The 25037-nt window shown below is 35.7% G+C and carries 22 protein-coding genes and 2 tRNA genes; 21 read left to right on the forward strand and 3 right to left on the reverse strand.

The features are described from left to right. Positions 1 to 90: 90 nt before the first annotated feature. The 4 genes from K7I92_RS01975 to mgtE all read left to right on the forward strand — a co-directional run bounded on the left by K7I92_RS01975 (position 91) and on the right by mgtE (position 2862). A complete protein-coding gene (locus K7I92_RS01975; RefSeq protein WP_220281834.1) occupies positions 91 to 966 on the forward strand; it encodes a 5'-nucleotidase, lipoprotein e(P4) family in 876 nt (291 codons plus the stop codon). A gap of 293 nt (positions 967 to 1259) precedes the next feature. Next, a tRNA-Cys gene (locus K7I92_RS01980) sits at positions 1260 to 1330 on the forward strand. A gap of 3 nt (positions 1331 to 1333) precedes the next feature. Further along, a tRNA-Leu gene (locus K7I92_RS01985) sits at positions 1334 to 1416 on the forward strand. A gap of 90 nt (positions 1417 to 1506) precedes the next feature. Continuing rightward, the gene (mgtE, locus tag K7I92_RS01990) at positions 1507 to 2862 is read left to right on the forward strand and encodes a magnesium transporter (protein ID WP_220281836.1); all 1356 of its coding nucleotides are present in this window, start codon (positions 1507 to 1509) and stop codon (positions 2860 to 2862) included. On the opposite strand, the gene K7I92_RS01995 is transcribed toward mgtE, so the two are convergent. Next, a complete protein-coding gene (locus K7I92_RS01995) occupies positions 2839 to 3864 on the reverse strand; it encodes a hypothetical protein (protein ID WP_220281837.1) in 1026 nt (341 codons plus the stop codon). The two genes, mgtE and K7I92_RS01995, sit on opposite strands and share 24 nt — an antisense overlap. Positions 3865 to 3919: 55 nt before the next feature. Between K7I92_RS01995 and K7I92_RS02000 the strand changes: the two genes are divergently transcribed. Beyond that, a complete protein-coding gene (locus K7I92_RS02000) occupies positions 3920 to 5188 on the forward strand; it encodes an SLC13 family permease (protein WP_220281839.1) in 1269 nt (422 codons plus the stop codon). Positions 5189 to 5344: 156 nt separating this feature from the next. Here the strand turns inward: K7I92_RS02000 and K7I92_RS02005 are convergent, their stop codons facing one another. Then, entirely contained in the window at positions 5345 to 6334 is a 990-nt protein-coding gene (locus tag K7I92_RS02005) for a LacI family DNA-binding transcriptional regulator (RefSeq protein ID WP_203244581.1), read from the reverse strand. Positions 6335 to 6503: 169 nt separating this feature from the next. On the opposite strand from K7I92_RS02005, the gene melA reads away from it, so the two are divergent. The 13 genes from melA (at position 6504) to K7I92_RS02070 (ending at position 18531) form a co-directional block, all read left to right on the forward strand. Beyond that, positions 6504 to 7859: an alpha-galactosidase gene (gene melA, locus K7I92_RS02010; protein WP_220281840.1), complete on the forward strand. Its 1356-nt coding sequence runs from the start codon at positions 6504 to 6506 to the stop codon at positions 7857 to 7859. Further along, a complete protein-coding gene (locus K7I92_RS02015) occupies positions 7843 to 9135 on the forward strand; it encodes an extracellular solute-binding protein (RefSeq protein WP_220281841.1) in 1293 nt (430 codons plus the stop codon). The genes melA and K7I92_RS02015 overlap by 17 nt, the downstream gene beginning before the upstream one ends. Positions 9136 to 9188: 53 nt before the next feature. Beyond that, the gene (locus K7I92_RS02020; protein ID WP_220281842.1) at positions 9189 to 10064 is read left to right on the forward strand and encodes a carbohydrate ABC transporter permease; all 876 of its coding nucleotides are present in this window, start codon (positions 9189 to 9191) and stop codon (positions 10062 to 10064) included. Between the two features lie 3 nt (positions 10065 to 10067). Next, a complete protein-coding gene (locus K7I92_RS02025; RefSeq protein WP_203244577.1) occupies positions 10068 to 10892 on the forward strand; it encodes a carbohydrate ABC transporter permease in 825 nt (274 codons plus the stop codon). Between the two features lie 16 nt (positions 10893 to 10908). Continuing rightward, positions 10909 to 12003: an ABC transporter ATP-binding protein gene (locus tag K7I92_RS02030; protein ID WP_203244576.1), complete on the forward strand. Its 1095-nt coding sequence runs from the start codon at positions 10909 to 10911 to the stop codon at positions 12001 to 12003. Continuing rightward, the gene (locus tag K7I92_RS02035) at positions 12000 to 13055 is read left to right on the forward strand and encodes an amidohydrolase family protein (protein WP_220281843.1); all 1056 of its coding nucleotides are present in this window, start codon (positions 12000 to 12002) and stop codon (positions 13053 to 13055) included. Before K7I92_RS02030 ends, K7I92_RS02035 begins: the two co-directional genes overlap by 4 nt. Then, a complete protein-coding gene (locus K7I92_RS02040; protein WP_220281844.1) occupies positions 13052 to 14002 on the forward strand; it encodes an N-acetylglucosamine kinase in 951 nt (316 codons plus the stop codon). The genes K7I92_RS02035 and K7I92_RS02040 overlap by 4 nt, the downstream gene beginning before the upstream one ends. Before the next feature lie 265 nt (positions 14003 to 14267). Next, the gene (locus K7I92_RS02045) at positions 14268 to 14693 is read left to right on the forward strand and encodes a flavodoxin domain-containing protein (protein ID WP_203244573.1); all 426 of its coding nucleotides are present in this window, start codon (positions 14268 to 14270) and stop codon (positions 14691 to 14693) included. A 207-nt stretch (positions 14694 to 14900) separates the two neighbouring features. Beyond that, positions 14901 to 15314, forward strand: a complete 414-nt coding sequence (locus tag K7I92_RS02050) for a heme-binding protein (RefSeq protein ID WP_220281845.1) — start codon at positions 14901 to 14903, stop codon at positions 15312 to 15314. After that, complete coding sequence (locus tag K7I92_RS02055; protein WP_220281847.1) at positions 15314 to 16426, forward strand: iron-containing alcohol dehydrogenase; 1113 nt, start codon at positions 15314 to 15316, stop codon at positions 16424 to 16426. Before K7I92_RS02050 ends, K7I92_RS02055 begins: the two co-directional genes overlap by 1 nt. Beyond that, positions 16419 to 17144, forward strand: coding sequence for an HAD-IIB family hydrolase (locus tag K7I92_RS02060; protein WP_220281848.1), 726 nt, complete (start codon positions 16419 to 16421; stop codon positions 17142 to 17144). Before K7I92_RS02055 ends, K7I92_RS02060 begins: the two co-directional genes overlap by 8 nt. Positions 17145 to 17207: 63 nt before the next feature. Then, entirely contained in the window at positions 17208 to 17924 is a 717-nt protein-coding gene (locus tag K7I92_RS02065) for a ribulose-phosphate 3-epimerase (protein WP_220281849.1), read from the forward strand. Beyond that, entirely contained in the window at positions 17917 to 18531 is a 615-nt protein-coding gene (locus tag K7I92_RS02070; protein ID WP_220281850.1) for a YitT family protein, read from the forward strand. The genes K7I92_RS02065 and K7I92_RS02070 overlap by 8 nt, the downstream gene beginning before the upstream one ends. On the opposite strand, the gene K7I92_RS02075 is transcribed toward K7I92_RS02070, so the two are convergent. Next, positions 18524 to 20029 carry a transcription antiterminator gene (locus K7I92_RS02075; RefSeq protein ID WP_220281851.1) on the reverse strand — a complete coding sequence of 502 codons (1506 nt, stop codon included), beginning with the start codon at positions 20027 to 20029 and terminating at the stop codon, positions 18524 to 18526. The two genes, K7I92_RS02070 and K7I92_RS02075, sit on opposite strands and share 8 nt — an antisense overlap. 73 nt (positions 20030 to 20102) lie before the next feature. Here K7I92_RS02075 and K7I92_RS02080 point away from each other — a divergent pair, with 73 nt between their 5' ends. The 3 genes from K7I92_RS02080 to K7I92_RS02090 all read left to right on the forward strand — a co-directional run bounded on the left by K7I92_RS02080 (position 20103) and on the right by K7I92_RS02090 (position 25012). Beyond that, positions 20103 to 21356 carry a Sapep family Mn(2+)-dependent dipeptidase gene (locus K7I92_RS02080; RefSeq protein WP_220281852.1) on the forward strand — a complete coding sequence of 418 codons (1254 nt, stop codon included), beginning with the start codon at positions 20103 to 20105 and terminating at the stop codon, positions 21354 to 21356. An 82-nt stretch (positions 21357 to 21438) separates the two neighbouring features. Continuing rightward, positions 21439 to 23034, forward strand: coding sequence for a PTS transporter subunit EIIC (locus K7I92_RS02085; RefSeq protein ID WP_203244565.1), 1596 nt, complete (start codon positions 21439 to 21441; stop codon positions 23032 to 23034). Positions 23035 to 23239: 205 nt separating this feature from the next. Continuing rightward, positions 23240 to 25012: a flavocytochrome c gene (locus tag K7I92_RS02090; RefSeq protein WP_220281853.1), complete on the forward strand. Its 1773-nt coding sequence runs from the start codon at positions 23240 to 23242 to the stop codon at positions 25010 to 25012. The last annotated feature ends 25 nt before the right edge of the window (positions 25013 to 25037 follow it).

A 25037-nucleotide genomic window follows, 5' to 3' on the forward strand; every position in this document is an offset into this window, starting at 1 on the left:
TAGGCTATTATAAGCATGAATATATTGATTAACAAAAATAGGATACGATATAATGTCTTTGTAAGATTGTAATAAATTTAGGAGGATATTATGTTTAAGAAAAAGTCTATTTTAATACTATCTGCACTGTTATTATTAACTGCTTGTTCAACACCTGCTAAAAAGGCAACAGAAGCGCCTAAGCAACCAGTTGCAACTCAAGAAAAGAAAGACGGCGTTAAATTACCTGCTCAGGGAATGATGGCTGTTGCTTGGTATCAAACTTCTGCTGAAGCCAAGGCACTTTATACTCAAGGATATAATGCTGCTATTAAATCATTAGAAGAAAAAATCAAAAATAATAAATCAAACAAAAAATTAGCAGTTGTTCTTGACTTAGACGAAACTGTATTGGATAACTCACCAATTCAAGCACATTATGCCGTTAATGGCAAAGCATATCCGGAAGGATGGCACGAATGGGTTATGTATGGAAAAGCTGATGTTGTTTATGGCGCAAAAGAATTTTTAGATTTTGCTAACAAAAACGGTGTTGGAATTTTCTATGTAACAGATAGGAATGCTGAAACTGAATTTGAAGCTACTAAGAAAAATCTTATAGAAAAGAAACTTCCTTTACAGTCCGATGCAAATCTAATGTTAAAAGCTAAGGGAGAAAAAGGGAAAGACGCTAGAAGAAAGAAAGTTGAAGAAACACACAAAATTGTTATGTTAGTTGGGGATAACTTACACGACTTCGCAACTCCAAAAGATGGCTCTCTACAAGGAAGAGATAATTTCGTTAAAGAAAATGCTAAAGAATGGGGAGATAAATTCATCATGTTACCAAACCCAATGTATGGAAGCTGGGAAGGAACATTATACAACAACGACTTCAAAAAATCAGACGAAGAGAAAGACAAACTTAGAAAATCAGCTTTAAAAATATTTAATATAGAAAAAAAGACAGTTGAAGAATATAAATAAAAAAATAAATATTACAATTTTACAAAAATAAAAACACTCCGTTGTAAAATGAAGTGTAACAAAAAAAGACATGCTCATCGGATATACTAAGTCGCAAAATAAGTATAGAAAGAGATGAGCATGCCTGCTGTTTATTTTACCACAAAACACTCTTATCATCACCTTTCCAAAGCAGGAGGTTCGGGTAAAATGAAGTTTTGACAATCCTAGACTGTTATATAAAGTTTTTCAATTTATGTCTTGCAAAGAAAAGAAATATTCGGTAATATATTAAAGCAACTTAAATAAGTAACGGTTCCTTAGCCAAGTGGTAAGGCAGCTGACTGCAACTCAGCGAGCGCCGGTCCGACTCCGGCAGGAACCTCTTGGGGAAGTGGCGGAATGGTAGACGCACAGGACTTAAAATCCTGTGTTGGAGACAGCGTGTGGGTTCGAGTCCCATCTTCCCCATCACGAGAAGTCAGGTAAAAACCCTGGCTTTTTTCATGTAAAAAAGGACTTGAGTTGATATAATAAAAAAGCATGAAGGAGGTAGATAAGATGGATGAATTCATGGAAGAAATGAGTGTCAGACAACTTAGAGAGATGATTGATCATTCAGAAGCTGCTTCCCTTTCGGAATATATACATGAAATCAATGCGGTGGATATTGCTCATTGTGCTAAAGAGTTAGAAGATGAAGAAATATGGAAGCTTCTTTCACTTCTAAATGTGCAAGATATTGCGCTTATTCTGGAACAATCCGATGAAGAATTGGGGATGCGTATTATTGATAATATTCCTTTAGAGGATGTGATGGATGTTTTGAGTTACATGCAAAAGGACGATATTGTTGATTTGATTGGTGAAATGCCTATTGGAAAAAGAAAGAATTTTATCAATAAGATGCACAAAGGAGATCGAAGCATCATCTCGCGTTTGTTGGAATATCCAGAAGATTCAGCGGGTGGTATTATGACCACTGCTTATATTGCTTTGAAAAGTGATTTACCGGTCGCAGAAGGCTTGCATAAAATTCGTGAAATTGCCCCAAAAACAGAAGTGATTGAAACCATTTATGTCGTTAATTCTCGTGGTCAACTAATAGGAACAGCTGATTTACGTAATTTCTTAACAGCACCAAAAGGGGATTTGATTTCCAGTTTTGCAAAAGGAAATGTGATTTCTGTTCCACCGGAAATGGACCAAGAAGAAGTAGCTCGTTTGGTTTCTAAATATGACTTAAATGCGATTCCTGTGGTGAATAAACATAATGTGATTTTAGGCATTATTACCGTCGATGATGTCATTGATGTCATGATTGAAGAGTATAACGAAGACATCTTGGAATTAGGGGGTGTATCAAAGGAAGAAAGTTTAGATACAACCTTATGGGAATCGGTTCGCTTACGCTTACCATGGTTATTGATTAATTTAGCGACAGCCTTTTTAGCTTCTATGACAGTTAAGATGTTTGAGAATACGATTGCTCAAGTCGTTGCCCTTAGTTCCATTATGACGATTGTGACAGGAATGGGAGGCAATTCCGGCAGTCAGACACAATCCATTATGGTTAGAGCCATTGCTACGGAAGAGATTAGCTTTAAGAAACACTTCCAATCTTTTAATAAAGAAATACTTCTTGGTATCATCAATGGTGCTATCAATGGCTTGGTTACCGGTATTGCGGTATGGATAATTTATCACAATTTCTATTTAGCATTGATTATCTTTATCGCAATGATTGGTAATTTAATTGTTGGTGGGGTATTTGGTTTTGCGGTTCCGGTATTATTAAAAAAACTGGGAGCTGATCCGGCGGTTGCTTCCAGTATCTTTTTGACGACGGCTACGGATGTATTGGGTTTCTTTATATTCTTATCCCTAGCGAAGTTATTCTTGCCATGGTTGGTGTAGAATATGACGAATGGTTTGGGTGTCATAGATATAAAATTTGATTTTTTCTTCCTCTAATGTTTCATCAATCCGACTGTAATACAGTTGGATTTTTTTGTATAAAGACTGATAGGATTCACTCATTTGAAAATCTTGTCCTGTGTATAAGGAATAAAAATACCAGAAGCTAAGTGTCCACATGACTTCATAGCAACTTTCTTCAATCCAAAAATCGCCTTTCTCTAAAGGAAGATCAACTTGTTCCAATAATTTTTCGATTAGAAATAAACCGTCCTGTGGAGATTGCCAAATATCCGTGTACACATAATTAAACGAATTTAGATATTCTTCATTAAAATAATCAAAAGCATCACCTAACATAAAATGAACTTTTTTTGTTTGTGGGAATTGTGGGTAAAGAAAGCGCTGAAACATCGAAAGAACAGCTTCACTTTTTTCAATTACGGTAATTTCTTTAACCTTTGGATTATCCAAAGCAAACCATAGGAAATAGCCAATTCCCAAACCGAAGGTAAGTACTTTTCCATGAGCTTTTTGAGCAGGGCGATAATTAGTATTGTATTCACTTGGAGCATCCATCATCCAATCCTTATCGTCTTGATAGAGATAAAGAGTTTCAAAGTGTTGATCCATGGCTCTTAATTTCATCCAATCGTTTAATTCCCGTTGCGGATCTTTTTGAATTTCATCACTATTGAATAATTCAAAACCGGCTGTCTTTTCTTTCTTGAAAGAGAAATGTTCATCTTTAACATAATCTAAGTGAATCTGCCGGTGATAGGGATTATTTTCCCATTCTTTTGTGGATAGAAAAAGAGAGGGCCATTCTTTCTTAGGACCTTGAAATTCCGCAAAGTTAGCTTCTTGGAGTAGTTTTTGAACCTTTCTTTCGCCAGCTTCGGTTACATGATAAGCCAAAAAATCAGCTTTATAGTCTTGTTGGATATGGGCTAGACAACGATTAAAAAAGGCATCTAATGTTTTAGAAACTTGGATATTCATTTCTACTATTATACTGAAAGTGTTAAGATATTAGAATGTCGAAAGAGGAGAATTTATGGCACTGGCTCTTGGAATTTTTATTGTCATGTATGGCTTACTTTTATTTTTGCCGAACTATCGCCCTTATATTGCCTTAGGGGCGGCTGTTCTTTTTGTGTTAGTGGGAATCTTACCAATTTCTCATGTTCTCGGGGCAATCAACCGGAATGTGATTTTGATGCTAGCGGGAACGATGATGGTTGTTGAATTATTTATTCAGTCGCAAATGCCAATGTTGATGGCGGAAAAGTTACTTCAGATGACACCAAATGTGAAATGGGCAGTGATTGTATTAAGTTTATTTGCGGGAATCGTGAGTGCCTTTGTCGATAATGTAGCGACTTTATTGATGTTAGCACCAATTGGTTTATCGGTTTCTAAGAAGCTAAATATCAATCCAATCCCAATTATTATTTCCATTTCAGTCTCTTCTAATTTACAAGGAGCGGCGACTTTGGTGGGGGACACAACTTCTATTTTATTAGGTGCTTATGCCCATATGAGTTTTAATGATTTTTTCTTTTATCAAGGTCGACTATCGATTGCTTTTTCAACAGAAATAGGGGCTTTATTAACAATACCTGTTTTATTGTTCTTGTTTCGGAAAGAAAATGAAAAAGTATCGGTTCAAGTGGAAACGAAGGTAATGAATTTGGTGCCTAGTGGTTTGTTAATGGGGATGGTTGCTTCTTTGATTTTCGCTTCTCAATTTGAAAATAAACCAGAATTAACCAATGGTATGATTTGCGTAGGATTTGCATTATTTGGATTGTTATATGAAGTGCTTATTCGTAAAAAGAAAGAAAATGCTTTATTGGTGATGAAAGCGATTGATGTTAAGACTTTATTACTATTGACCGGCTTGTTTATTGTCATTCAAGGTATTACTGATGCTGGTGTGATTACGGAGATTGCGAAGCTTTTTGTGAAGATTGGCGGTCATTCTGTTCTATTGATGTATGTTTTGATATTGGTAGTATCGGTTGTGCTTTCAGCTTTTGTGGATAATATTCCTTATGTAGCGACAATGTTACCGGTGGTGCAAGGTATTGCCATGAATATGGGTATTCAACCAACGCTTCTTTATTTTGGCTTATTGATCGGATCTACTTTAGGTGGTAATTTAACACCGATTGGAGCTACCGCAAATATCACCGGTATTGGTATCTTAAATCGTGCCGGTTATGAGGTTGGCACGAAAGATTTTATGAAGATTGGTATCCCGTTTACCTTAGTAGCTGTCATTGGTGGCGGTCTATTCACTTGGTTTATTTGGGGAATTTAGGTGTTAAAAGAAAAACACCTTTTTTCATGCTTGATAGAGATTTAACAGTTTCTTTTGTGATAGATTTTTATTTTCTGTTTTCTCGTAAGTTTTGCCATAATAAAAAGTAAATCTCCTTTAATTGCTTATCCGATTTTTGGGGGTTCACTTCATTTTTTATTCTTTTTTTGTGGATTGTCGAACGATCAATTCAACAGGGAGAAGAAGTTGATAGTTATATTGCGTATTGGTTTTGATTTGTTTGGATAATAACTTAGCTCCTTCATATCCCATTTGTTTGGATGGTAAGTCAACGGTTGTTATAGGTGGGTCAAAATTGGCGGAAAGGGGATTGTTGTTGAAACCAACGACAGCAATATCATCAGGACAATTTTTTCCAAGTTCTTTTAATCTTGAAATAACGGTGGTTGCTAGGGCGTCTGATCCGGCAAAGATAGCTTCAACATCCGGATGTCGTTCCAGCAATTCATCAACCTTTTCAGCACATATTTCTGCATTCCATTGGCAATCAAATAGATAACTTGAATCAAAATTGATTCCATGAACATCTAAGGCGTTTTTATAGACCATTAAGCGAATAGGATGATAATAATTATCATCGCTTGTGCCCCCGATATAGGCAATTTTTTGATAATGACTTTGAAATAAATGATTCATAATGAGTTGATTAGCATGAACTTTATCGTAACCAATGTTTGCGTAACCAGGTACAAAATGATCAATGAAAACAAACTTACAGTGTAGACTAGATAGAAATTCTTCTCTTTGATTGGGCAAATCTGTAACAATGAGTCCATCGAGTTGTTTTAACTGATTTTCAATATGAGAATAATTGTCATGAAATTGCTCGTAATTGGCAATCAGAGAAATGACGACATCATGCTTGGAACAGTATTCTTGTATACCTGCCAAAATATCATAAAAGAAAGAATCTCCATAGGTGTAAGTAAGAGACATGAGTATTCCAATATGAATTGATTGTTTGTTGTTGTATTTTCTTGGTTTATAGCCTAATTCCTGCACGGTTTGCAAAATTTTTTCTTTGGTTTCGTTGGAAATCTTAAAAGCAGGGTCTTCTTTTAAAACCCTAGAAACAGTAGCGGGGGATAGATTTAATTTTTTTGCTATAGCTCTAATAGTGGTCATTTTTTCTCCTTGTGAAATATTTACTAAACAATTTTAACTCTTTCTATCATTTATTTCAATAAAAAGTCATTATTTTTTGCTGTAAGCCTTTACAAAGAAAAAACTTCAGAATATAATTCAATTATAGAAAGTAAACAAATATAATGTTTACTAAACATAGGAGGAGGAAATGAAAAAGTTTGCTTTTATTGGAGCCGGTTCTCTTGATTTTACAAAAGATCTGGTTCGCGACATTTTGACCTTTGAAGCATTTCGAGACTGCGAACTTTACATGATGGACATCAATCCAATTCGTTTAAAGTATGCAGTGAAAGGGGTTCAAAAAATAATTGATGCAGGGAAATATCCTGCCAAAGTGGTTGGAACATTAGATCGAAGGGAAGCCTTAAAAAAGGCCGATGGTGTTTTGATTACCATTTTACAAGGTGGCGTGGATGTTTGGCGTCACGACATTGAAATTCCAAAAAAATATGGTGTGGATGTCTGTGTTGGTGATACACGTGGTCCTTCCGGGATTTTCCGCTTTTTAAGAACAGCTCCGGTCATCTTGGATATCATTCGTGATGCCGAAGAAGTTTGTCCGAATGCTGTTATTTTAAATTATACAAATCCAATGGCAATGTTGGTTAGCTATCTACAGTCCATGAGTAAGATGAATATTACAGGCTTATGTCATAGTGTTCAAGGAACGGCGGAAATGCTGGCAAGATGGATTGGCGCGAGTGATAAGAAGGTGGAATATACCTGTGCCGGGATTAACCATCAAGCTTTCTATTTGGAATATAAGGTCGATGGCAAAGATGCTTACCCGGATATCTACAAAGCGATTCAGCGAGAAGAAATTGCTAATGAAGAACCGGTCCGAATTGAAATGTTTAAAAATCTTGGTTATTTTGTGACAGAATCTTCCGGTCATAATTCTGAATATGTATCTTGGTTTAGAAAACGTCCTGATTTAATTGAAAAGTATTGTACGCATGGAACAGGTTGGAATCCGGGAGCTCATGCGTATATTCTGGATGAATATTTAGGTAGAGAAGACACTTGGGAAAAGGAATATCAAGAATGGTTAAATTCAAGTGATGTCGAGCTAGAGAGAGGTCAAGAATATGCCTCCAATATCTTTAATGCTATTTTTGGCGATCAAACACCATTTTTCTTCAATGGCAATTTAAAAAATCATAATTTGGTAACGAATTTAAAAGAAGGAGCTTGTGTGGAAGTTCCGGTGGTCGCTACCAAAGAAGGTATCACACCAATTAAACAAGTCACCCTTCCAGACCACTTATCCATCTTAGTGAATAACTCTGCCATGATTGAAGAATTGGCAGTGAAGGCAGCCATAAATGGAGATCCAAATCTTGTTTATCAAGCTTGTTTATATGATCCTTTGACAGCTGCGGTATGTAGTATGACAGAAGTGAAAGAGATGGTTCAAGAAATGTTAAATCAAAATAAAGAATACTTATCTTATTTTAAAACACTAACAATCGATATGGAGAAAGTACATGAAAAAAATAATTAGTGCCATTATGGCAATACTTTTCTTAGTCAATATTGCCGGATGTTCTAAGAGTTCCAGCACAAGCCAAAAATCCGATAAAAAAGTCGTTTTGAAGATGTGGGCTCATCAAAATGAACCTTGGAATAATGCGTATAAGGATATCATAGCGAATTTTGAAAAAGAAAATCCAAATATTCGTGTAGAATTGGAAACATTTCCTTATAATGATTTTGAATCGAAGGTACAAACTTCTTTGATTAATAAAGAAGGAGGTGCTGATATCTATGAGTTGTGGGGTGGTTGGGCCCTGGATTTTGCGCCAACAGGAGCTTTAAAAGAAATCCCAAAAGAATTTGCTGAAAAAGTGAAAAAAGAATGTTATCCAGCAACTTATGGTGCTTTGGTGCATAAAAATAAATTATATGCTGTACCGATTGAGTTTAATATTGAAAATGGAGGTATGGTGGTTAATCTTCATCTATTAAAAGAAGCTGGTTTGAAAGTGCCGAAAACTTGGGAAGAATTAAAACAAACAGCTATTAAAGGAACTAGAAAAGATGGGAATAAATTTAAAGTAAAAGGGTTTGATTTTGTTAACTGGGATTCCGTATCTTATTATTTCTTGTCCTTTATTCTTCAACAAAAGGGAGCTTATATCAATGAAGATGGCACAGCTTTTAATTTCGAGACTGCAGAAGCCAAAAAATCCTTTGCAGAATTAGCTAAATTGGTGAAAGAAGATAAAGTAACAAATTTAGAGGGGCTGACTGGCGGAGGTAATTTAGAGGGTTATCAACAATTATATGCCAAACGAGCAATGATGGTTCCTCGAGGACCATGGATTGTTTCAGAAGGGATTCAATCTTTTAATCTTAAATTAGGAAAAGACTTTGATTATGTTGGGGTTCCTTGGTATACCAATCAACACCGATTTGCGGCTGAAACGGGATGGTCCTTAGCTATTAATGCAAAATCAAAGGAAGCGGCGGCCGCTCAGAAGTTTATTGAATATGTTTATCAACCAAAAGTAATGGAAAAATTAAATATTCGTTGTACTCAAATTCCTGCCCAAAAAGAAATTTCTCAAAGTGCATCTTATCAAAAGGAAATGCCTTATACAAAAGTGTTATTAGATATTTTGGATAATTCTCAATTCATTGGTCGCTTCAATACCGATCGTTTGAAAGAGGTTGTGAATGATACTTTTGTTAAATATTGTTCAAATGAATATAAGACGATAGAGGAAGCACTGAAAGAATTAAATAAAAAAGCGAATGCTTTTCTGAAGAAGAAATAAGCAATTGGCAAGGAATCTATCCTTGCCAATTTTATCAGTAGATAGAAGGACTTATGAAAAATAAAAAATTTATTTATTCCGTGATAATACCAACGGTTGTATTTATGTTCATTTTCATTGTGATTCCAATTGGAATAGGTTTAGCCATCTCCTTTTTCAACTATAATCCCTTGCGTGATAACAATGCTTTTGTTGGCTTTGAAAATTTTGTAAAGTTATTAAAAGATAAAGAATTCCTAGTGGCTATGAAAAATACATTTGTTTTTGTTTTTGGGACGGTTTTCTTAAATATCTGTCTTTCTTTAGCTTTAGCGTATTTTATTAGTCGTTTTAAATCCAATAAAGTAAGAAGTCTATTTCGTATGATTTTTTTCTTACCATGTATTGCACCGGTCGTTGCCACATCAGTTGTTTTTTCAAGATCGATTTTTCCAACGGATACAGGACTATTAAACATGGGATTAAATGCGCTTGGTCTGGGAAGTGTTAATTGGCTCGGGGATTCTAATGTATTAATGATTTCGGTTATTGTCTATACTCTTTGGGTGGATGTGGGATATAACATTATTTTATTTTCAGCCGGGATGGATGGTATTCCAAATCACATTTATGAGGCCAGTGATTTAGATAATACTAGTGAATTTAGAAAATTTTTTAAAATCACTTTACCTCTATTGGGTCGGACTTTTCAATTTGTGTTGGTGCAGACTTTAATTAGTCATTTTCAAATGTTTGCTCAATTTTCTGTTTTGATTTTGAAAGATGGTTCAAAAAATTCCGGTTTGGTTCTTTCCCGATATATTTACAAAACAGCTTTTGAACATAAAGATATGGGATATGCCTCGGCTGTTTCACTCGTTCTTTTCATCATCATCATGATTTTATCTTTCATTGAACAAAAGAAAACACAAGTGGATTGGGAGTATTAACTTATGAAAAAAGATATAAAAATATCAAAAATGATTCGTATTGTTTGTTTGGTGGTTTTTTCTCTACTTTTTTTAGCACCATATTTTTGGATGCTTTCAAATTCTTTTAAATCGACATCCGAAATTTTGTTAGAACCACAGCATTTATTACCCACAAAATTTACGTTGGCCGGATATATCAAAGTTCTGACAAAATCACCATTTTTTAGATGGCTTTTGAATAGTTTATTCATTACGATTATCGACACCGTAGTTATTTTATTTACTAGTTCTATCATAGGCTTTGTGCTTTCTAAATATCGATTTAAGTTAAGGAAAACAATGTTTTATATCATCCTGTTAACGATGATGGTACCGGCAACGGCTATGATGATTCCTAATTTTCTGTTGATTTCCACATTGGGCTGGTATGATAAATTAATTGCCCTCATTGTGCCTACTTTTTTCAATGCCTTTGGCATTTTCCTTTGTAAGCAATATATTGATGACTTGCCGAAAGAATTGTTTGAAAGCGCTATGTTGGACAATGCGTCTGACTTAAAAATCTATTTTAAAATTGTATTACCATCGATTAAGCCGGCCATTGGTAGTTTAGCGATTTTTACCTTTTTAGCTCTTTGGAATGATTATTTAACTCCACTGATTATGCTAAATTCAGCAAAGAATATGACATTACCATTAGCGTTATCCTTTTTCAGTGCACAACATATGTCCGACTTGTCAGCAACGATGGCGGCCGCTTCTTTGATTATGATTCCCGCTTCTGCTATTTTTATTCTTTTCCAAAATCAATTTATTAAAGGCATTACCATGAGTGGTATGAAATAAAAGGAGGAATGTGATAATGGTCAATGTAAAATTAAAAGATATCAATAAAGTTTATAACAATAAGACACATGTGGTTCATGATTTTAATTTGGATATCCAAGATCAAGAATTTGTTGTTTTTGTTGGACCTTCAGGTTGTGGTAAAACAACGACCTTGAGAATGATTGCCGGTTTGGAAGATATTAGTGCAGGAGAATTGTGGATTGATGGTAAAAAGGTCAATGAAGTGGAAGCGAAAAAGAGACATGTTGCCATGGTTTTTCAAAACTATGCTTTATATCCTCATATGACCGTTTATAAAAATTTATCTTTTTCCTTAGAAAACAATAAAGTTCCAAAGGAAGTGATAGAACAAAAAGTGCATGAAACCGCAAAAATTTTGGGTATCGAAGAATATTTAGAACGAAAGCCAAAACAATTATCTGGTGGGCAGCGTCAACGTGTCGCTTTAGGAAGAGCAATTGTACGAGACGCTAAGGTTTATCTTATGGATGAACCATTAAGTAATTTGGATGCTAAATTAAGAATCCAAATGCGAACAGAGCTGATTGAGCTCCACAAAAAAATTAAGGCAACCACCATTTATGTAACGCATGATCAAACAGAAGCGATGACAATGGCGGATAAAATTGTTGTGATGAAAGATGGCTATATTCAGCAAGTGGGTTCCCCGGAAGAAGTTTATGAAAAACCGGTTAATCGTTTCGTTGCCGGCTTTTTAGGTAGTCCACAAATCAATTTTTTGGAAGGGATATTTGATGGAAAACAGTTCTTGATAGATGGAACAATGAATTTTGATATACCAGAATTCATGTTAGCGAGTTTAAAAGAATATAAGGGAAAACCTTTGGTGGTGGGAATAAGACCGGAAGATATTTATGTGGAAGATATTGTTAAATGTACATTTCCGAGTGCGGTTTTTGATTTTAAAATTCACGTAAAGGAAATGCTGGGGCATGAATATATCCTTCATGGAGATATTCAAGGGCAAACACTCATCATTAGAGCTCCATTAAGGATTTTAGATAAGAATACACAAAATTTATCGGTGGCTTTTGACTTAAATAAAATACACTTATTTGATTTAGATTCAGGAGGTTCACTTTTATGATTTCATTAGAACAATTTAATCCTATCAGCGAGGCGGTTGTCAAAAAAACAAAGATTGATCAAGCGAAATACCCTGTTATCGACTTTCATACTCATATGGGAAAACTATTGTTGAAAGATCAGTATGATTCTTTGTATGATACCGAAACTTTTTGTGCTGAACTAGATTCCTTGAATATTAAACATTCTGTCAATTTAGATGGTTTTTTTGGGGAAGAACTAGTTAAAATGAACGAGAAAATCGGGAATTATAAAAATAGAATTACAACCTTTATGGGGATTGATTTTACAGAGTTTGATTCTCCTTATTTTCCGGAAATGACCCGAAATAGCATTTTAGAGTCCTATGCCCAAGGAGCTAGGGGAATTAAATTATGGAAGAATATTACTTTATACAAAGGGATTCGAATGGATAATCCTAAATTAAATGTTATTTATGAAACGGCGGCTGAATTGGATATTCCAATGCTAGTGCATATAGCGGATCCAATTGCCTTTTTCAGACCTTTAAGCGGCACCAATGAAAGGTATGAAGAATTAATTAAAAATCCAGAATGGAATTTTTCAGATCGCTCTAAATATCCTAGCTTTGAAGAATTGATGGCTATGCAAGAGAAAATGATTCAAGAGCATCCGAAGACTAAGTTTGTGATTGCCCATATGGGCAGTTATGCAGAAAATTTAGCTTGGGTAGCGGAACAATTGGATAAGTATCCTAATATGTTTGTGGATATAGCGGCTAGAGCGGCAGAGGTGGGACGAGTTCCATATTCTGCCAAAAGGTTTTTTACCAAGTACTCCAAGCGTATTTTATATGGGACCGATTCTCTTCCAACAGACTTGAGATTGCAGAAGGTTATGTTTCGGTTTTTGGAAACGGATGATGAATATTTTCCGTATCAGCCAGAAGGGGAAAAACCGGACCAAGGAAGATTTTCCATTTATGGAATTTCCTTGTCGGATGAAGCATTAAAGGATATCTATTATAGAAATGCTTGTTCGCTTTTGCATATAGATGTAAAAACGTTTGAAAAGAAAGGTTTGGAAAAATGAAAGAAAGCTATGTAATGGGAGTAGATGGTGGTGGAACTAAAACGGCTTTTGCTCTTTCTAAAAAAGATGGAATTATTTTGTCTTATATAGAGCTTTCGAGTATTAATTATCATGAATATGGCATAGAAACATGTAAAGAAATTATACAGAGTGGTATAGCAACTTTGTTGAAATCATCGGGAATTTCGATGGAAGAAGTAGAGGCAATTTGTTTTGGATTACCTTGTTATGGGGAAAATAGAGAATTAGATAATTCAATAGAAAGAGCTTTAAATGAAAGTCTGAAGATTCCTAACAAAATTTATGTGAATGATGGTGTGGTTGCTTATTTTGGAGCTTTAGATGGCTGTCCCGGAATAAATATTGTGTCAGGAACCGGTTCCATTGCCTATGGAATGGATGAAAAGGGGAAAATAGCTAGAGTAGGTGGCTGGTCAGAACAAATTGGTGATGAAGGAAGTTGTTATTGGATTGCTAAAAAAGGACTAGAGCTTTTTTGTAAGGAAGCCGATGGTCGCTTAAAAAAAGGGGCTTTATATGATTTGTGCTATCAGTATTATTCCTTGGTTGAAGATTGGGATTTTGTGAAAGTCATTGAAAAGCATTTTCTACAAAATAGAAGAAATACCGCTTCTTTTCAAAAGGTGGTATTAGAGGCCGCTAGGTTAAAGGATGAAGAGGCTATCAAATTGTATGAATTAGCCGCAAAGGAGCTTGTGTTACATGCAGTCGCTTTAAAAAGACAACTTCATTTTAATGAAACACAAGTTTTTGTGTCCTTAACAGGCGGTTTATTAAATGCGAAAGAATTCATAATAGAACCATTGACTAAGGAATTAAAAGAAGCCGGTTTCCAATATTGTGCTTATAAGAAATCCCCTTTGGAGGGAGCTTTATTATTGGCTATGCAAAAAATAGGGTCTAAAAGAAAGGTAACTGGTATTTAAAGTCGCCTTTTCAAAGGGGATTTTATAACCAGTTAAGCATCCTTGGTAGGATTTCATAAACGAGAGATATTGATGTGATGTCGATACATCATAAATAACTAGAGAGAATAAGAACTTCAAAAGCGAAATAATAACTCAGTGATATATACACACGCAAAACTTATCATAATTTTAATTCTCCTAGAGTTTATTTGGGAAATTTAAAAAATACCTCTTTCCAAAAATTGAAGTAAGTTTATAATAGTCAAAGTAAGAGGAAAAAATCATGAACCGGAAAGTATTAGCGATTCGTTATTTTAGTAAGACAGGTAGTATTAAAAAGTTAGCCGAAGCAATGGCTCAACAAATTCATGTGGATGCTTTGGATGTTAGTCATCCTGTCCTAAAGGCAGATATTCTATTTCTGGGTGCTTCCGTGTATTGGTTTGGTTTGGATCCTAATGTAAAAGAATTTGTGAAAACACTTCACCCTGACCAAGTAAAGAAAGTGGTTATTTTTTCAACCGCAACCTTTATAGAAAGGGCATATTCGGAATTAAAAGAGCTGCTTGAAAGACAAAATATTGAAGTGATTAATCGCCATTTTTGTTGTCATGAAAGCTTTATGCCTTTTCACTCAGATTGTCCAACAACAGAGGATGTTAGTGACGCAAAGCGTTTTGCAAAGGTATTAAGTGAAAAGTTAGATTGATTCGACGATGATAGGCAGCCAATTTCTTGGGCGTTAAAATAAATATACGATCTATTAGTACATAGGGATTGATTTCTTGTATATAGAAGAAGTCAGTCCTTTTCATTTGTATGAAATCCATTTCGTTTAAAAGCTACCACATCAATGAGAAACACAAATAAAAAAGTCATTCGGGGAAAATGATAAAGTGATAGTGGAGGTGTCATCATGAAACAATTTGTGGTAGATAAAAAGTTTATAGAACGTGTTTCTTATGCATTAAGATTGTGTGCTGAGCAAAATGTGATTGGCTATGAACTTTTTTTACATGGTAAAACAATTCTGTATTATAGCGACATTCAATTAAGCTTAGATAAAGGGAATTGGATTAAAAGAAAACGCAAAACTTGCATCCGATTTGAACAATCCACTTTAGACTTAAGTATAAAAAATCAGGGTGACTTAGCGAAATTTTATCTTAAGTATGGTCTGCAAGAACAGTTTTATTGTTTAACGCCCGGTTCAGTACCCATCTTTAATGAACATGAACAGTGTGTTGGTGCACTAACAATCACCGGTCTAACGCCTGAAGAGGATCATAAAATGGCTCTGGAAGTATTAGGCATAGAAGGAGGCATATAATGTTTAAATATTCACAGAAAACAATTGTCAATTATGGAGTAGGAAGCTTATCAGAAATTGGAAAACTTGTATCCCGTTATGGAAAGCGCTGTTTATTTATTAATAATGGCGAACCTTTTTTAGAATCAGCCTATAAAATTGTAAGAGCGTCTTTAGTAGACCAAGATATTCGTTTTGATGAGTTTTCTAATATTCAAGCCAATCCAAGTGTTGAAAATGTTATGGAAGGCGTTGCCTTGACGTTACAAAATGATTATGACATTGTCTTCGGTTTAGGTGGAGGCAGTGTGATGGATAGTGCTAAAGCCATCTCTTTTCTTGCCAAAGAGACCAATATTAATTGGCAGGATGTATTTTCAACGTATACCTCACCCCACACCGATTATGAAGATCGCAAAGATGTATTACCACTCATTCTTACACCAACCACATCAGGAACAGGATCAGAAATCACTCAGGCTGCTGTTTTAACTTATGGTGATGAAAAATTAAGCATCTTCCATCCACAAATACGGGCTAAAGAAACCCTTATTGACCCGGAGTTAATGTTAACCTTACCCGCTTCAGTAACAGCCCAAAGTGGCTTCGATGCTTTTACGCATGCTTTTGAAAGTTATGTCAGTTTGAATGCCAATCCATTGGCACAACAGGATGCTTTACATGCGATGAAAAAGATTGTTGAAACATTACCGGCTTTAATGAATAATCTTAATAATCTTGAACTTAGAGAAGCGATGGCTCTTGCTTCTCTTGTAGCAGGTCGTGCTTTATCTAATTCAGCCGCTTCAATTCCCCATCCTTTAGCTGAAGTAATAGGGGGCTATACAAATAGAGCTCATGGTGCTATTCTTGCGTCATTGTATCCATCCTATATTCAAACATGTCAAAAAGAGAATACACCGGCTTTTCAAACAATTTCAAACTATGTATTTGGTAGTGAAGATTTATATGAAAATATTGTGGGCTTCTTAGAACAAATTCAACTTCATCATACTTTAATGAACTTTATTGAACAGGAAGAAACATTAGAAAAAATATTAGCCCATCCTGTAATGGAACATTTACCTTTTGCTGATGCTAAGACACTGAGGACCATCATTAAAAATGCCTAAAATCATTGCAATTGATTTAGACGGTACTTTGCTGGATGATGAAAAAAAAGTATCTCAAGCCAATCAAAAGGCAATCCAAACGGCACTAAACGCCGGTTATCAAATATATTTATGCTCTGGTAGACCCTATGCGTTTGTCATGAAAATCAAAGCACAATTAGATGATCGCTTAAACATCGTGGCGTTTAATGGTGCTTATTGTCAAAATGAAAAAAAGGTCAAAAGTGTGTCACTTACCTATTTAGATTTAATCGCGATTGATCAAACGATCGATGACAATGCACCTTGTTTTTTTAAATCAATGGATTCGGTGTATTACACCCATGAAGATGAACGTTTCTTTTATGAAGGAATGGCAAAAAAACAAATCAATAAAATAGAAGACATAAAGTCTTGTGAAATTTTAAAAGTAGTGATTCTTAAGCAAAACAAGCATGCCCAAGCGCTGAAAGATTTTGTACAGGTTTATGAGTATGGTGATGCGGGTATGGAAATATCGTGTAAACAGGTGGATAAGGCTCTTCACTTTCAGAAAAATCATTATTATGCCATTGGCGATGGTATGAATGATTTGCCTTTATTTAAAAAAGCGGCACGTAGTTTTGCGATGAGTAATGGCGATAAACTTTTACTTGAATATGCGGATACTATTGTTTCAAATAATAGTCATGAAGGAGTTGCAAAAGCGATTGCCATGATTTTAAACTTACCGCATTAATACAGTACCTAAATATATACTATCAACATAAAAACAACTTATAATAACGATGGAGGGACAATTATGAAACACATTAAAATTGCAGCCGGTTTAGCCCATGTTGACTATGGGCATATTGCAGATATTGTTAAAGAAGTAAGCGATGCAGGAGCGGATTATATTCACTCCGATGCCGCTGATATGCATGATTTACAAAATATGAAATTAATGGGAGGTCACCAAGTGATTGCCGGGATTCGTCCTTATACAAAAGCCCCCATTGAATGTCATATCTATACGGTCACAATGGATCGTATGTTTATTGAACAAATTGCTGAAGCAGGTGCTCAAATGCTCATCATTCCGGCGGAGCATTTTATTGGTGCACAGCTTGCGTATATCATTAATTGGTGTCGTGAATTGAATTTAAAAATCGGCTTAACCTTGGGGTGCTATACACCACTATGCTTTGTTGAAGAATCAATTTACGATATTGATAGATTGCATATTGTTACCCATGGTGTTGATGAAACGGATGGTAAAGACAATTGGGGCTGGCGAAGAAGTGTAACCGACCTTGTCAAAAGAGCTCGCGTTATGATTGATGAGAAAAATCCTGATTGTGAACTGGCAATTGATGGTGGTCTACGTCAAGAAAACATGGATGAATTAATCGCCTGTAATCCAGATGTCATCGTTTTATCTTCCGCTATTTTCAAAGATCCACAAGGACCAGTAGCCGGTTATAAAAATTGTCGTAGGGTAATTGATGCGGCAAGCCAAAAATACAATCTTGAATAAAATACAAGTGCAAGCGAAAACAGTGATAGCAATCATTTTGATTTCCTTACTTACCACACTTGCTGTCAACTTCTTTTTCGTCTTTGATAATCTTGCGCCGGGGGGCTTAACGGGACTGGCTTTAGTGTTGGCACGAATCATTAAGCTACCCATAGAGTACATGGTGCCCTGTATTACAATTCCATTATTCATTATCGGCTCTTTGCGACTTGGTGCCTCTTTTGGGATTAAAACCTTAAGCATCAGTCTATTGACTTCATTGATGATGAGGCTTGTGGCTAAAATGGATGTATTACACTTAGTGCGTCAATTTTCTCCAATGTTGGCATTTGCCTTGTCGGCATTGATTGCAGGTGTTTTCATTGGAATTTCTATCAGCATTTCCATTAAAAACAAGGCAAGTACAGGTGGAACTGATTTATTAGCAACCTTAATTAAATCGTTTTTTCATTGGAACTTAGCTATGCCAAAAGTGATTGCTTTGATTGATACGACCATTATTGTTTTAAGCGGTATCATCAATCGTAATATTGCGGTTTCCTTTTGGAGTTTCATCTCGTTACGCATTATCGTTAAAACGATAGAAAAAACGACTCGGATTAAGTGATGTTTTCCGGATCGTTTTTCTTATTGTAGTAATACAAAATTTCATTTCTGAGATAATCAAGATCGTCTTTAGAAGGAAGTACATTAATACTAAGTATAGGAGTTTTATATTGATTCTCTTTTGTTGCTTGAGAGTTAATGATCAGTAAATCAGCATCATGCTCCATTTCTTTAAATTCATTATAGGGAATAATTTTCTCTATCTTAATTTCCGGAATGCTATGTTCTAAACGATATTTGAGTAATTGACCGCCGGAAGGGGCAATCGTACAAATCAGAATTGTCCGTAGTGGTTTTTTAAAACGTTCAATCGCCGAAGCGAGATGAAGGGCTAAAAAACTCATCTCATTTTCTTCCAGCTGATTCCAAAAAGGATCATTAATCATGGCAATGCTCCTTTTAACAATGCGAAACGTATTTTTATACTGTTTCTCGATATCAGGTAAAAGGGGATTTTGGATGATAATATCATGTGCCAAGCGAATGGCTGTTGGTTTAAGGTGATTTAAAAGATTTTGAATTAATTGCATATCTGCCACAAAAGCATGGGGTAAAAGGCTTGTCCAAGTGACTATCAATTGATTGACAAATTGTTCCACTTGATAATTATTCTCTTCTTTAGTATTTAGATAGGCCAACAAATAAACTTGCAAATAATAGTATTCATGTTCATGATACTCGGTTTTCTGAATCTTTTCTAAAAGGGCAATGATTTGGCTTGCGACGTCAAGATAAGGTTTTTCTTGCAGGGCTAATTTGAAGGTCTCTGAAATCTCGACAGTGGGAGAAAATTTCTGACGCGACATCATGACGAGAATTCTAATAATAAAGTGTGCATAATTATTGATAGAATCAAACTTAGAAGAGAAATCCGGTAAATGTTCAATAAGATAAGCAATCTCATCATCAGTCATATCAAAACCGGGATGTAAAAAATCACCACTACAAGCCCCTTTTTCTTTTTTAATAATTTTAAAAAGGATGTGAAGGGTCTGTTCTTTGGCTAATAAATCAAAGATAGCATTGCGCAGGGCACGTTCTTTACCACTTAAATAAAAAGTTTTATCTTCATACCTTTGTAAAGTTAGATGGTAATATAAAAATAACTTTTCTATCGATTTAATATCACTATAAACACTTGATTTTGAAATATAAAAAAGTTCAGAAAGATTGTCCATGTTGTAATTTGTTTCAGTTAAAAGCGTTAAAGCAATCGCATCTTGTCTTATTTTAGGGCTTAAATCAGAATCTTGATTGTATGACTCTAAGAGCATTTTTAACTGATGTTGCTGTTTTTCACTACAATTAAGTAGGATACCATACCCTGTTTTTCTTTCTAGCGTTATACCATATTGGGCTAAAAAAGGCTCAATTAAGTCTAAATCGTTTCGGATGGTTTTATTGGAAACATCTAATTGCTCTGCTAATTGACTACTAGAAATGTAATTGTTTTGATCACATAAAATATTGAGTAACTGTTTGCGCCGTTGTTGCATCATAGAACCTCCTATTGTTGTATCATAGAGCCTCCTAATATTAATTTAACTATATCACAGGAAAGGATGAATATTGATGAATGAAAAAGAATTTTTAGATGACTTAACAAAACTAATCGCACAAAGATCCATCCGCGATTTATCAACCCGAACAGCTAATGCCCCTTTTGGTAAAGGTATTAGAAACGCAATGGATACGTATTTAGAAATCGCTGAAAGATTGGGATTTAAAACAGGCGATGTTGATGGTTATGCCGTCTATGCCCAACTAGGTGATAATGAAAGAGAACTAGGCATTTTAGGGCATTTAGATGTTGTTGAAGTGACAGATTTAAAGGCATGGAGACATGATCCTTTCCAACTAAGCCGAGAAGGGGATTTGTTAATTGCTAGAGGTGTTAATGATGACAAAGGTCCTTTGTTATGTGCACTTTATGCAGCCAAAGAAGCCTACGATAGGGCACAAGAACCTAAAAGAAGCGTCCGAATCATTGCCGGCGGTGCGGAAGAAACAACTTGGGAATGCATGGAGTATTACTTCCAACACCACGCACAACCGGAGCTCGGCTTTTCTCCCGATGGTAATTTTCCAATCGTTAATGGCGAAAAAGGAATTATTTGCTTTTCACTTAAGTTTAAAAATGAAGTCCACGATAAAATAAGTTCAACCCCTATCGTCAATTATATCTGCCATGATTTAAAGTTTAATAATAAAAGTTATACAGGGGATAAAATATTATCACGCAACCCACAACGGGGGGATAATTCCATTGATAAATTATTGGATGATTTAGATGGTCAAGCTATTGCTAAAAGAGCTTGGGCAAAGCTTATTAGAGATTTCTTTTATCATAATCCCTATTTAAACAACACAAAATTCCATTCAGAACACTTCGCAATGGGAAAACTAAGCGCTTGTTTGATGTCTTTAAATAGTGATGAAGACCAAGTGATTTTAAATGTTGATTTTCGATATCCGATATCCACCAATAAGCAAGAGATTATCGGCAATCTTGAAGTAATGAAATCACTTTATGATTTTGAATATGAAGTGATTCGTGAAAAACAACCTCTCTATGTCGCAGAAGAAAGTGAACTTATTCAAAAACTTAAGACAGCCTATGAGACGGTGATGAAACAAAAGGCAGATGTCTTAACTAAAGGTGGTGCGTCTTATGCCCGAGTCATGGATTGCGGCGTTGCTTTTGGTGCCTCATTTCCTTGGGATGATCCGAAACCACATATGCCTAATGAACAAATGTCCATCGACTCATTAAGAAAAGCGTATGCTATATATGTCGAAGCAATCAGGCTGTTATTGGAAATTTAAAAGCTTCCCCATTGATATGGCACATCAATAATTGTGAAACGAAATACATAATCATAAAATATAAACGAAAGGGGAGGATATCATGAAGAGACTTCAAGCAAAACTACAAACATTTTCAGGAGCAATGATGGTACCAATCATCTTACTTGTTCTTGTCGGTTTTTTTGTGGGTATTGGAAGCGCATTCACGAATTATATTTTTACAAAAGGAACAGTTTTACACGGTTTATTTAGTCTTATTACGAGTTTAGGTTTTATGTTTATGAATAACTTACCTGTATGGTTTGCTATAGCGATTGCATTTACCCTCGCTAAAAAAGAAAAGGGTTGGGCGGCCTTTGCAGGTATCGTACTTTATTTATCCTATATGACCGGTATTAAAAACTTCGCCGCCCTTCAAGGATGGACAGCAGAAACAACCAGTATCAAAGCCTTACTCAGTCAAGGTTATACAGAATTAGAAGCCATGAACTTTAATAACCTATGGGGAACTTCACTAGGTATATTCACTTACAACATGGGCATTTTCTCAGGTATTGTAACGGGACTTGTCACAGCGAAAATCCATAACCGCTTTGTGGATACAGAACTGCCTACAATGCTTGGCTTTTTCGCAGGAACCAAAACGGTCATTATTATGGTTGTCCTTGCCTCCATACCCCTTGCGATAGGAACCTACTATCTTTGGCCGTTTATCGCAAAAGGGCTTGCAAGTATTACTCATTTTATTGGTAAATCCGGCTTATTTGGAACTTTTGTCTTTGGTACGGTTGATAAAATGTTATTACCATTTGGTTTACATCACCTTATTGCCTTCCCGATTGAATATTCAGCAGTCGGTGGCGTGATGAAAGTTGATGGAGTGGTCTATGAAGGAATTAAAAACATCATGAATGCCCAAGCGGCCAGTGCCGGAGCAACCGGGTATCTTATAAGAAACTTTACCTCAGGAAGAATCCTATTCCAATTGGCCGGTTTGCCGGGGGCGGCTTATGCTATGTACAAACTTGCAAAACCGGAAAATAGAAAGAAAGTTGCAGCACTGCTTGTACCGGCGGTTATGACATTAGCTCTTGTTGGTATATCAGAACCAATTGAATATACATTTTTATTCTTGGCACCGCAATTGTATTTCTTCATCTACGCACCATTATGTGGTTTAGCTTATGTGATTGCAGAGGTGTTCAAAATATCTATTGTAGGTAATGCATTGCTATTTATGATACCGAACCTATTCCAACCACATAAGGTTCATGCGATGAGTTTAATCTTCTTATTGCCATTAACCTTTGCTGTTTACTACTATGTATTCAAAGTCGCAATTCAAAAATTAAATCTGAATACACCGGGACGTAAAAGTTCTGATGCGGAGTTAATCTCTAAAAAAGAATACCAAAAAATTCAAGCCGTACGCGAGGTAGAAGGAAAAGAATTAACCCTCGAAGAAAAAATAATTGAAGCACTTGGTGGCTACAATAACATCATCTCAGTTACAAACTGTGCAACCCGACTCCGTGTTGAAGTCAAAGACGCAGATAAAGTCCTTGACCGTGCTATTTGGGAAAATGAACTCCATGCTTTAGGGGTGGTTCAAGCCAAGAATAATTTCCAAATTATCTATGGTGTTCAAGTACAATCGATTGCTACGAAAGTAAAAGATTTACTAGGTATTGATTAGTTGTCTAAGGAGATTAAATCGTGAATTCAGGAAAGATAGATTAGGAATCTATCTTTTTTATTCTAATCAATCATAAAGATGTTTTCTTAGCTAAAGAAAGAATGCTGTTTTTTTATGAAAATTTATAAATTTTATCAAGATATTATAAATACCCTAAACCTTGTCTTTTCTATAATGGAAGTAGATAAAAATAGGAGGAGAAAAGATGTTTAGAAAGACTGTGTTAAATTTAACACTTGCTTGTACATTAGCTTTGGCTGTTGCCGGTTGTTCACAAAAGAAAATGACTAGTCTAAAAGATGGCACTTACACCGCCAGTACAACGGGTCATAATGGACCATTAGAAGTCAAGGTAACTGTCGCTCATGGAAAGATTAAGGACATTGATGCAACGAAGAATGTTGAAACAAAAGGGATTGGCAGCTTAGCGATTGAAAAAATCAAGAATAAAGTTATTGCGAAACAAACTTTAAATCTGGATACAGCAACTGGTGCAACGATTAGTTCTGCAGCAACGTTAAGAGCCTTAAAGGATGCGTTAAAAGAAGCTGGTTTAACGAAAGAAGCAGTGGATGGAATGCCGAAAGAAAGCATTAACCAAGTTTTAAGTGAAAAAGAATACCAATACGATGTGGTGGTTATTGGTGCTGGTGGGGCCGGTTTAACCGCCGCTATTCAAGCAAGAGCTAAGGGGGCTAAAGTTTTAGTTTTAGAGAAAACAAGTCAAGTTGGTGGTAACACGTTAGTATCCGGTGGTGGAATCAATGTGCCGGGTACCGATTTACAAAAAAAGAAGGGCATTACTGATTCGGTTGAACTTTATAAGAAAGACACATTAAAAGGTGGTGATAATGTAGGAAATCCAGAATTAGTCGATACGTTGTCTTCAAAGGCTTTAGATGCTTATCAATGGTTGGTAAAGGATGTGAAAATGAACTTCATCCAAGACCGTGTGCAACAATTTGGTGGTCATTCAGTGGCTCGTGCTGTTATTCCGGTTGGTAATTCCGGTTATGAAATGATGTCTAAATTAGAAAAATTAGCGATGGATAAGGGTGTTGATATTTTCAAAAACACCAGTGCTAAGAAGTTGATGGTGGACGATAAGGGAGTTATTACTGCTGTGATTGCTGAAAATGCCGGTAAAGAAGTGAGATTCATAGCGAAGAAAGCGGTTGTTTTAGCTTCTGGTGGTTTTGGTTCAAATATTGCAATGCGTAAAGAATACAATCCAGCTTACGATGAAAAATACAAGACAACTTGTATTTCAGCCAGTTCCGGTGACGGTATCAATATGGCGAAAGATATTGGTGCCGCTTTAGTGGATATGAAACAAATTCAAGTTTATCCAACTTGCAATCCACAAACGGGTATTATTTCTTATGTCGCAAATGCTCGCTTTGATGGTGGTATCTTAGTGAACCAAGAAGGTAAGCGATTTGTGAATGATATGGGACGTCGTGATGTTATTTCCAACGCTATCTTAGCTCAACCGGGTAAGTATGCTTATCTATTATGGGGTCAAGAAGTCGAAAAGAATGGTCACATGACCAAAATGCACAAGAATGAATTTGAAAACTTAAAGAAATCCGCTTTGTTATTTGAAGCGAACAGCATTGAAGAATTAGCTGAAAAGACAAAGATTGATGTCACAACATTAAAGAAAACATTAGAAGCGTACAATGGCTATGTGAAGGCAGGTAGTGACCCGGAACAACAACGTGGGGGAAAATTACGTACGATTTTGCAAGGACCTTTCTACATTCAAAAAGTAGCCCCGGCCACGCATCATACAATGGGTGGCGTGAAGATTAACTCAAAGGCAGAAGTTTTAAATAAAGATGGAAAAGCAATTCAACACTTATTCGCAGCCGGTGAGGTGGCTGGTGGTGTTCATGGTACCAATCGTTTAGGTGGTAATGCGATTACAGACATTGTTGTGTTTGGTCGTATCGCCGGTGAAAACGCCGCTAAGTAAATAAACTTTGAACTGAGGTACATCA

The sequence above is a fragment of the Bulleidia sp. zg-1013 genome (assembly GCF_019798045.1).
Classification (GTDB): Bacteria; Bacillota_I; Bacilli_A; order Erysipelotrichales; family Erysipelotrichaceae; genus Bulleidia.

Excerpts from the sequence above, each read along its gene's own strand:
- K7I92_RS01975 (WP_220281834.1), top strand. The coding sequence starts at position 91 with ATGTTTAAGAAAAAGTCTATTTTAATACTATCTGCACTGTTATTATTA.
- mgtE (WP_220281836.1), top strand. The coding sequence starts at position 1,507 with ATGGATGAATTCATGGAAGAAATGAGTGTCAGACAACTTAGAGAGATG.
- K7I92_RS01995 (WP_220281837.1), bottom strand. The coding sequence starts at position 3,864 with ATGAATATCCAAGTTTCTAAAACATTAGATGCCTTTTTTAATCGTTGT.
- K7I92_RS02000 (WP_220281839.1), top strand. The coding sequence starts at position 3,920 with ATGGCACTGGCTCTTGGAATTTTTATTGTCATGTATGGCTTACTTTTA.
- K7I92_RS02005 (WP_203244581.1), bottom strand. The coding sequence starts at position 6,334 with ATGACCACTATTAGAGCTATAGCAAAAAAATTAAATCTATCCCCCGCT.
- melA (WP_220281840.1), top strand. The coding sequence starts at position 6,504 with ATGAAAAAGTTTGCTTTTATTGGAGCCGGTTCTCTTGATTTTACAAAA.
- K7I92_RS02015 (WP_220281841.1), top strand. The coding sequence starts at position 7,843 with ATGAAAAAAATAATTAGTGCCATTATGGCAATACTTTTCTTAGTCAAT.
- K7I92_RS02020 (WP_220281842.1), top strand. The coding sequence starts at position 9,189 with ATGAAAAATAAAAAATTTATTTATTCCGTGATAATACCAACGGTTGTA.
- K7I92_RS02025 (WP_203244577.1), top strand. The coding sequence starts at position 10,068 with ATGAAAAAAGATATAAAAATATCAAAAATGATTCGTATTGTTTGTTTG.
- K7I92_RS02030 (WP_203244576.1), top strand. The coding sequence starts at position 10,909 with ATGGTCAATGTAAAATTAAAAGATATCAATAAAGTTTATAACAATAAG.
- K7I92_RS02035 (WP_220281843.1), top strand. The coding sequence starts at position 12,000 with ATGATTTCATTAGAACAATTTAATCCTATCAGCGAGGCGGTTGTCAAA.
- K7I92_RS02040 (WP_220281844.1), top strand. The coding sequence starts at position 13,052 with ATGAAAGAAAGCTATGTAATGGGAGTAGATGGTGGTGGAACTAAAACG.
- K7I92_RS02045 (WP_203244573.1), top strand. The coding sequence starts at position 14,268 with ATGAACCGGAAAGTATTAGCGATTCGTTATTTTAGTAAGACAGGTAGT.
- K7I92_RS02050 (WP_220281845.1), top strand. The coding sequence starts at position 14,901 with ATGAAACAATTTGTGGTAGATAAAAAGTTTATAGAACGTGTTTCTTAT.
- K7I92_RS02055 (WP_220281847.1), top strand. The coding sequence starts at position 15,314 with ATGTTTAAATATTCACAGAAAACAATTGTCAATTATGGAGTAGGAAGC.
- K7I92_RS02060 (WP_220281848.1), top strand. The coding sequence starts at position 16,419 with ATGCCTAAAATCATTGCAATTGATTTAGACGGTACTTTGCTGGATGAT.
- K7I92_RS02065 (WP_220281849.1), top strand. The coding sequence starts at position 17,208 with ATGAAACACATTAAAATTGCAGCCGGTTTAGCCCATGTTGACTATGGG.
- K7I92_RS02075 (WP_220281851.1), bottom strand. The coding sequence starts at position 20,029 with ATGATGCAACAACGGCGCAAACAGTTACTCAATATTTTATGTGATCAA.
- K7I92_RS02080 (WP_220281852.1), top strand. The coding sequence starts at position 20,103 with ATGAATGAAAAAGAATTTTTAGATGACTTAACAAAACTAATCGCACAA.
- K7I92_RS02085 (WP_203244565.1), top strand. The coding sequence starts at position 21,439 with ATGAAGAGACTTCAAGCAAAACTACAAACATTTTCAGGAGCAATGATG.
- K7I92_RS02090 (WP_220281853.1), top strand. The coding sequence starts at position 23,240 with ATGTTTAGAAAGACTGTGTTAAATTTAACACTTGCTTGTACATTAGCT.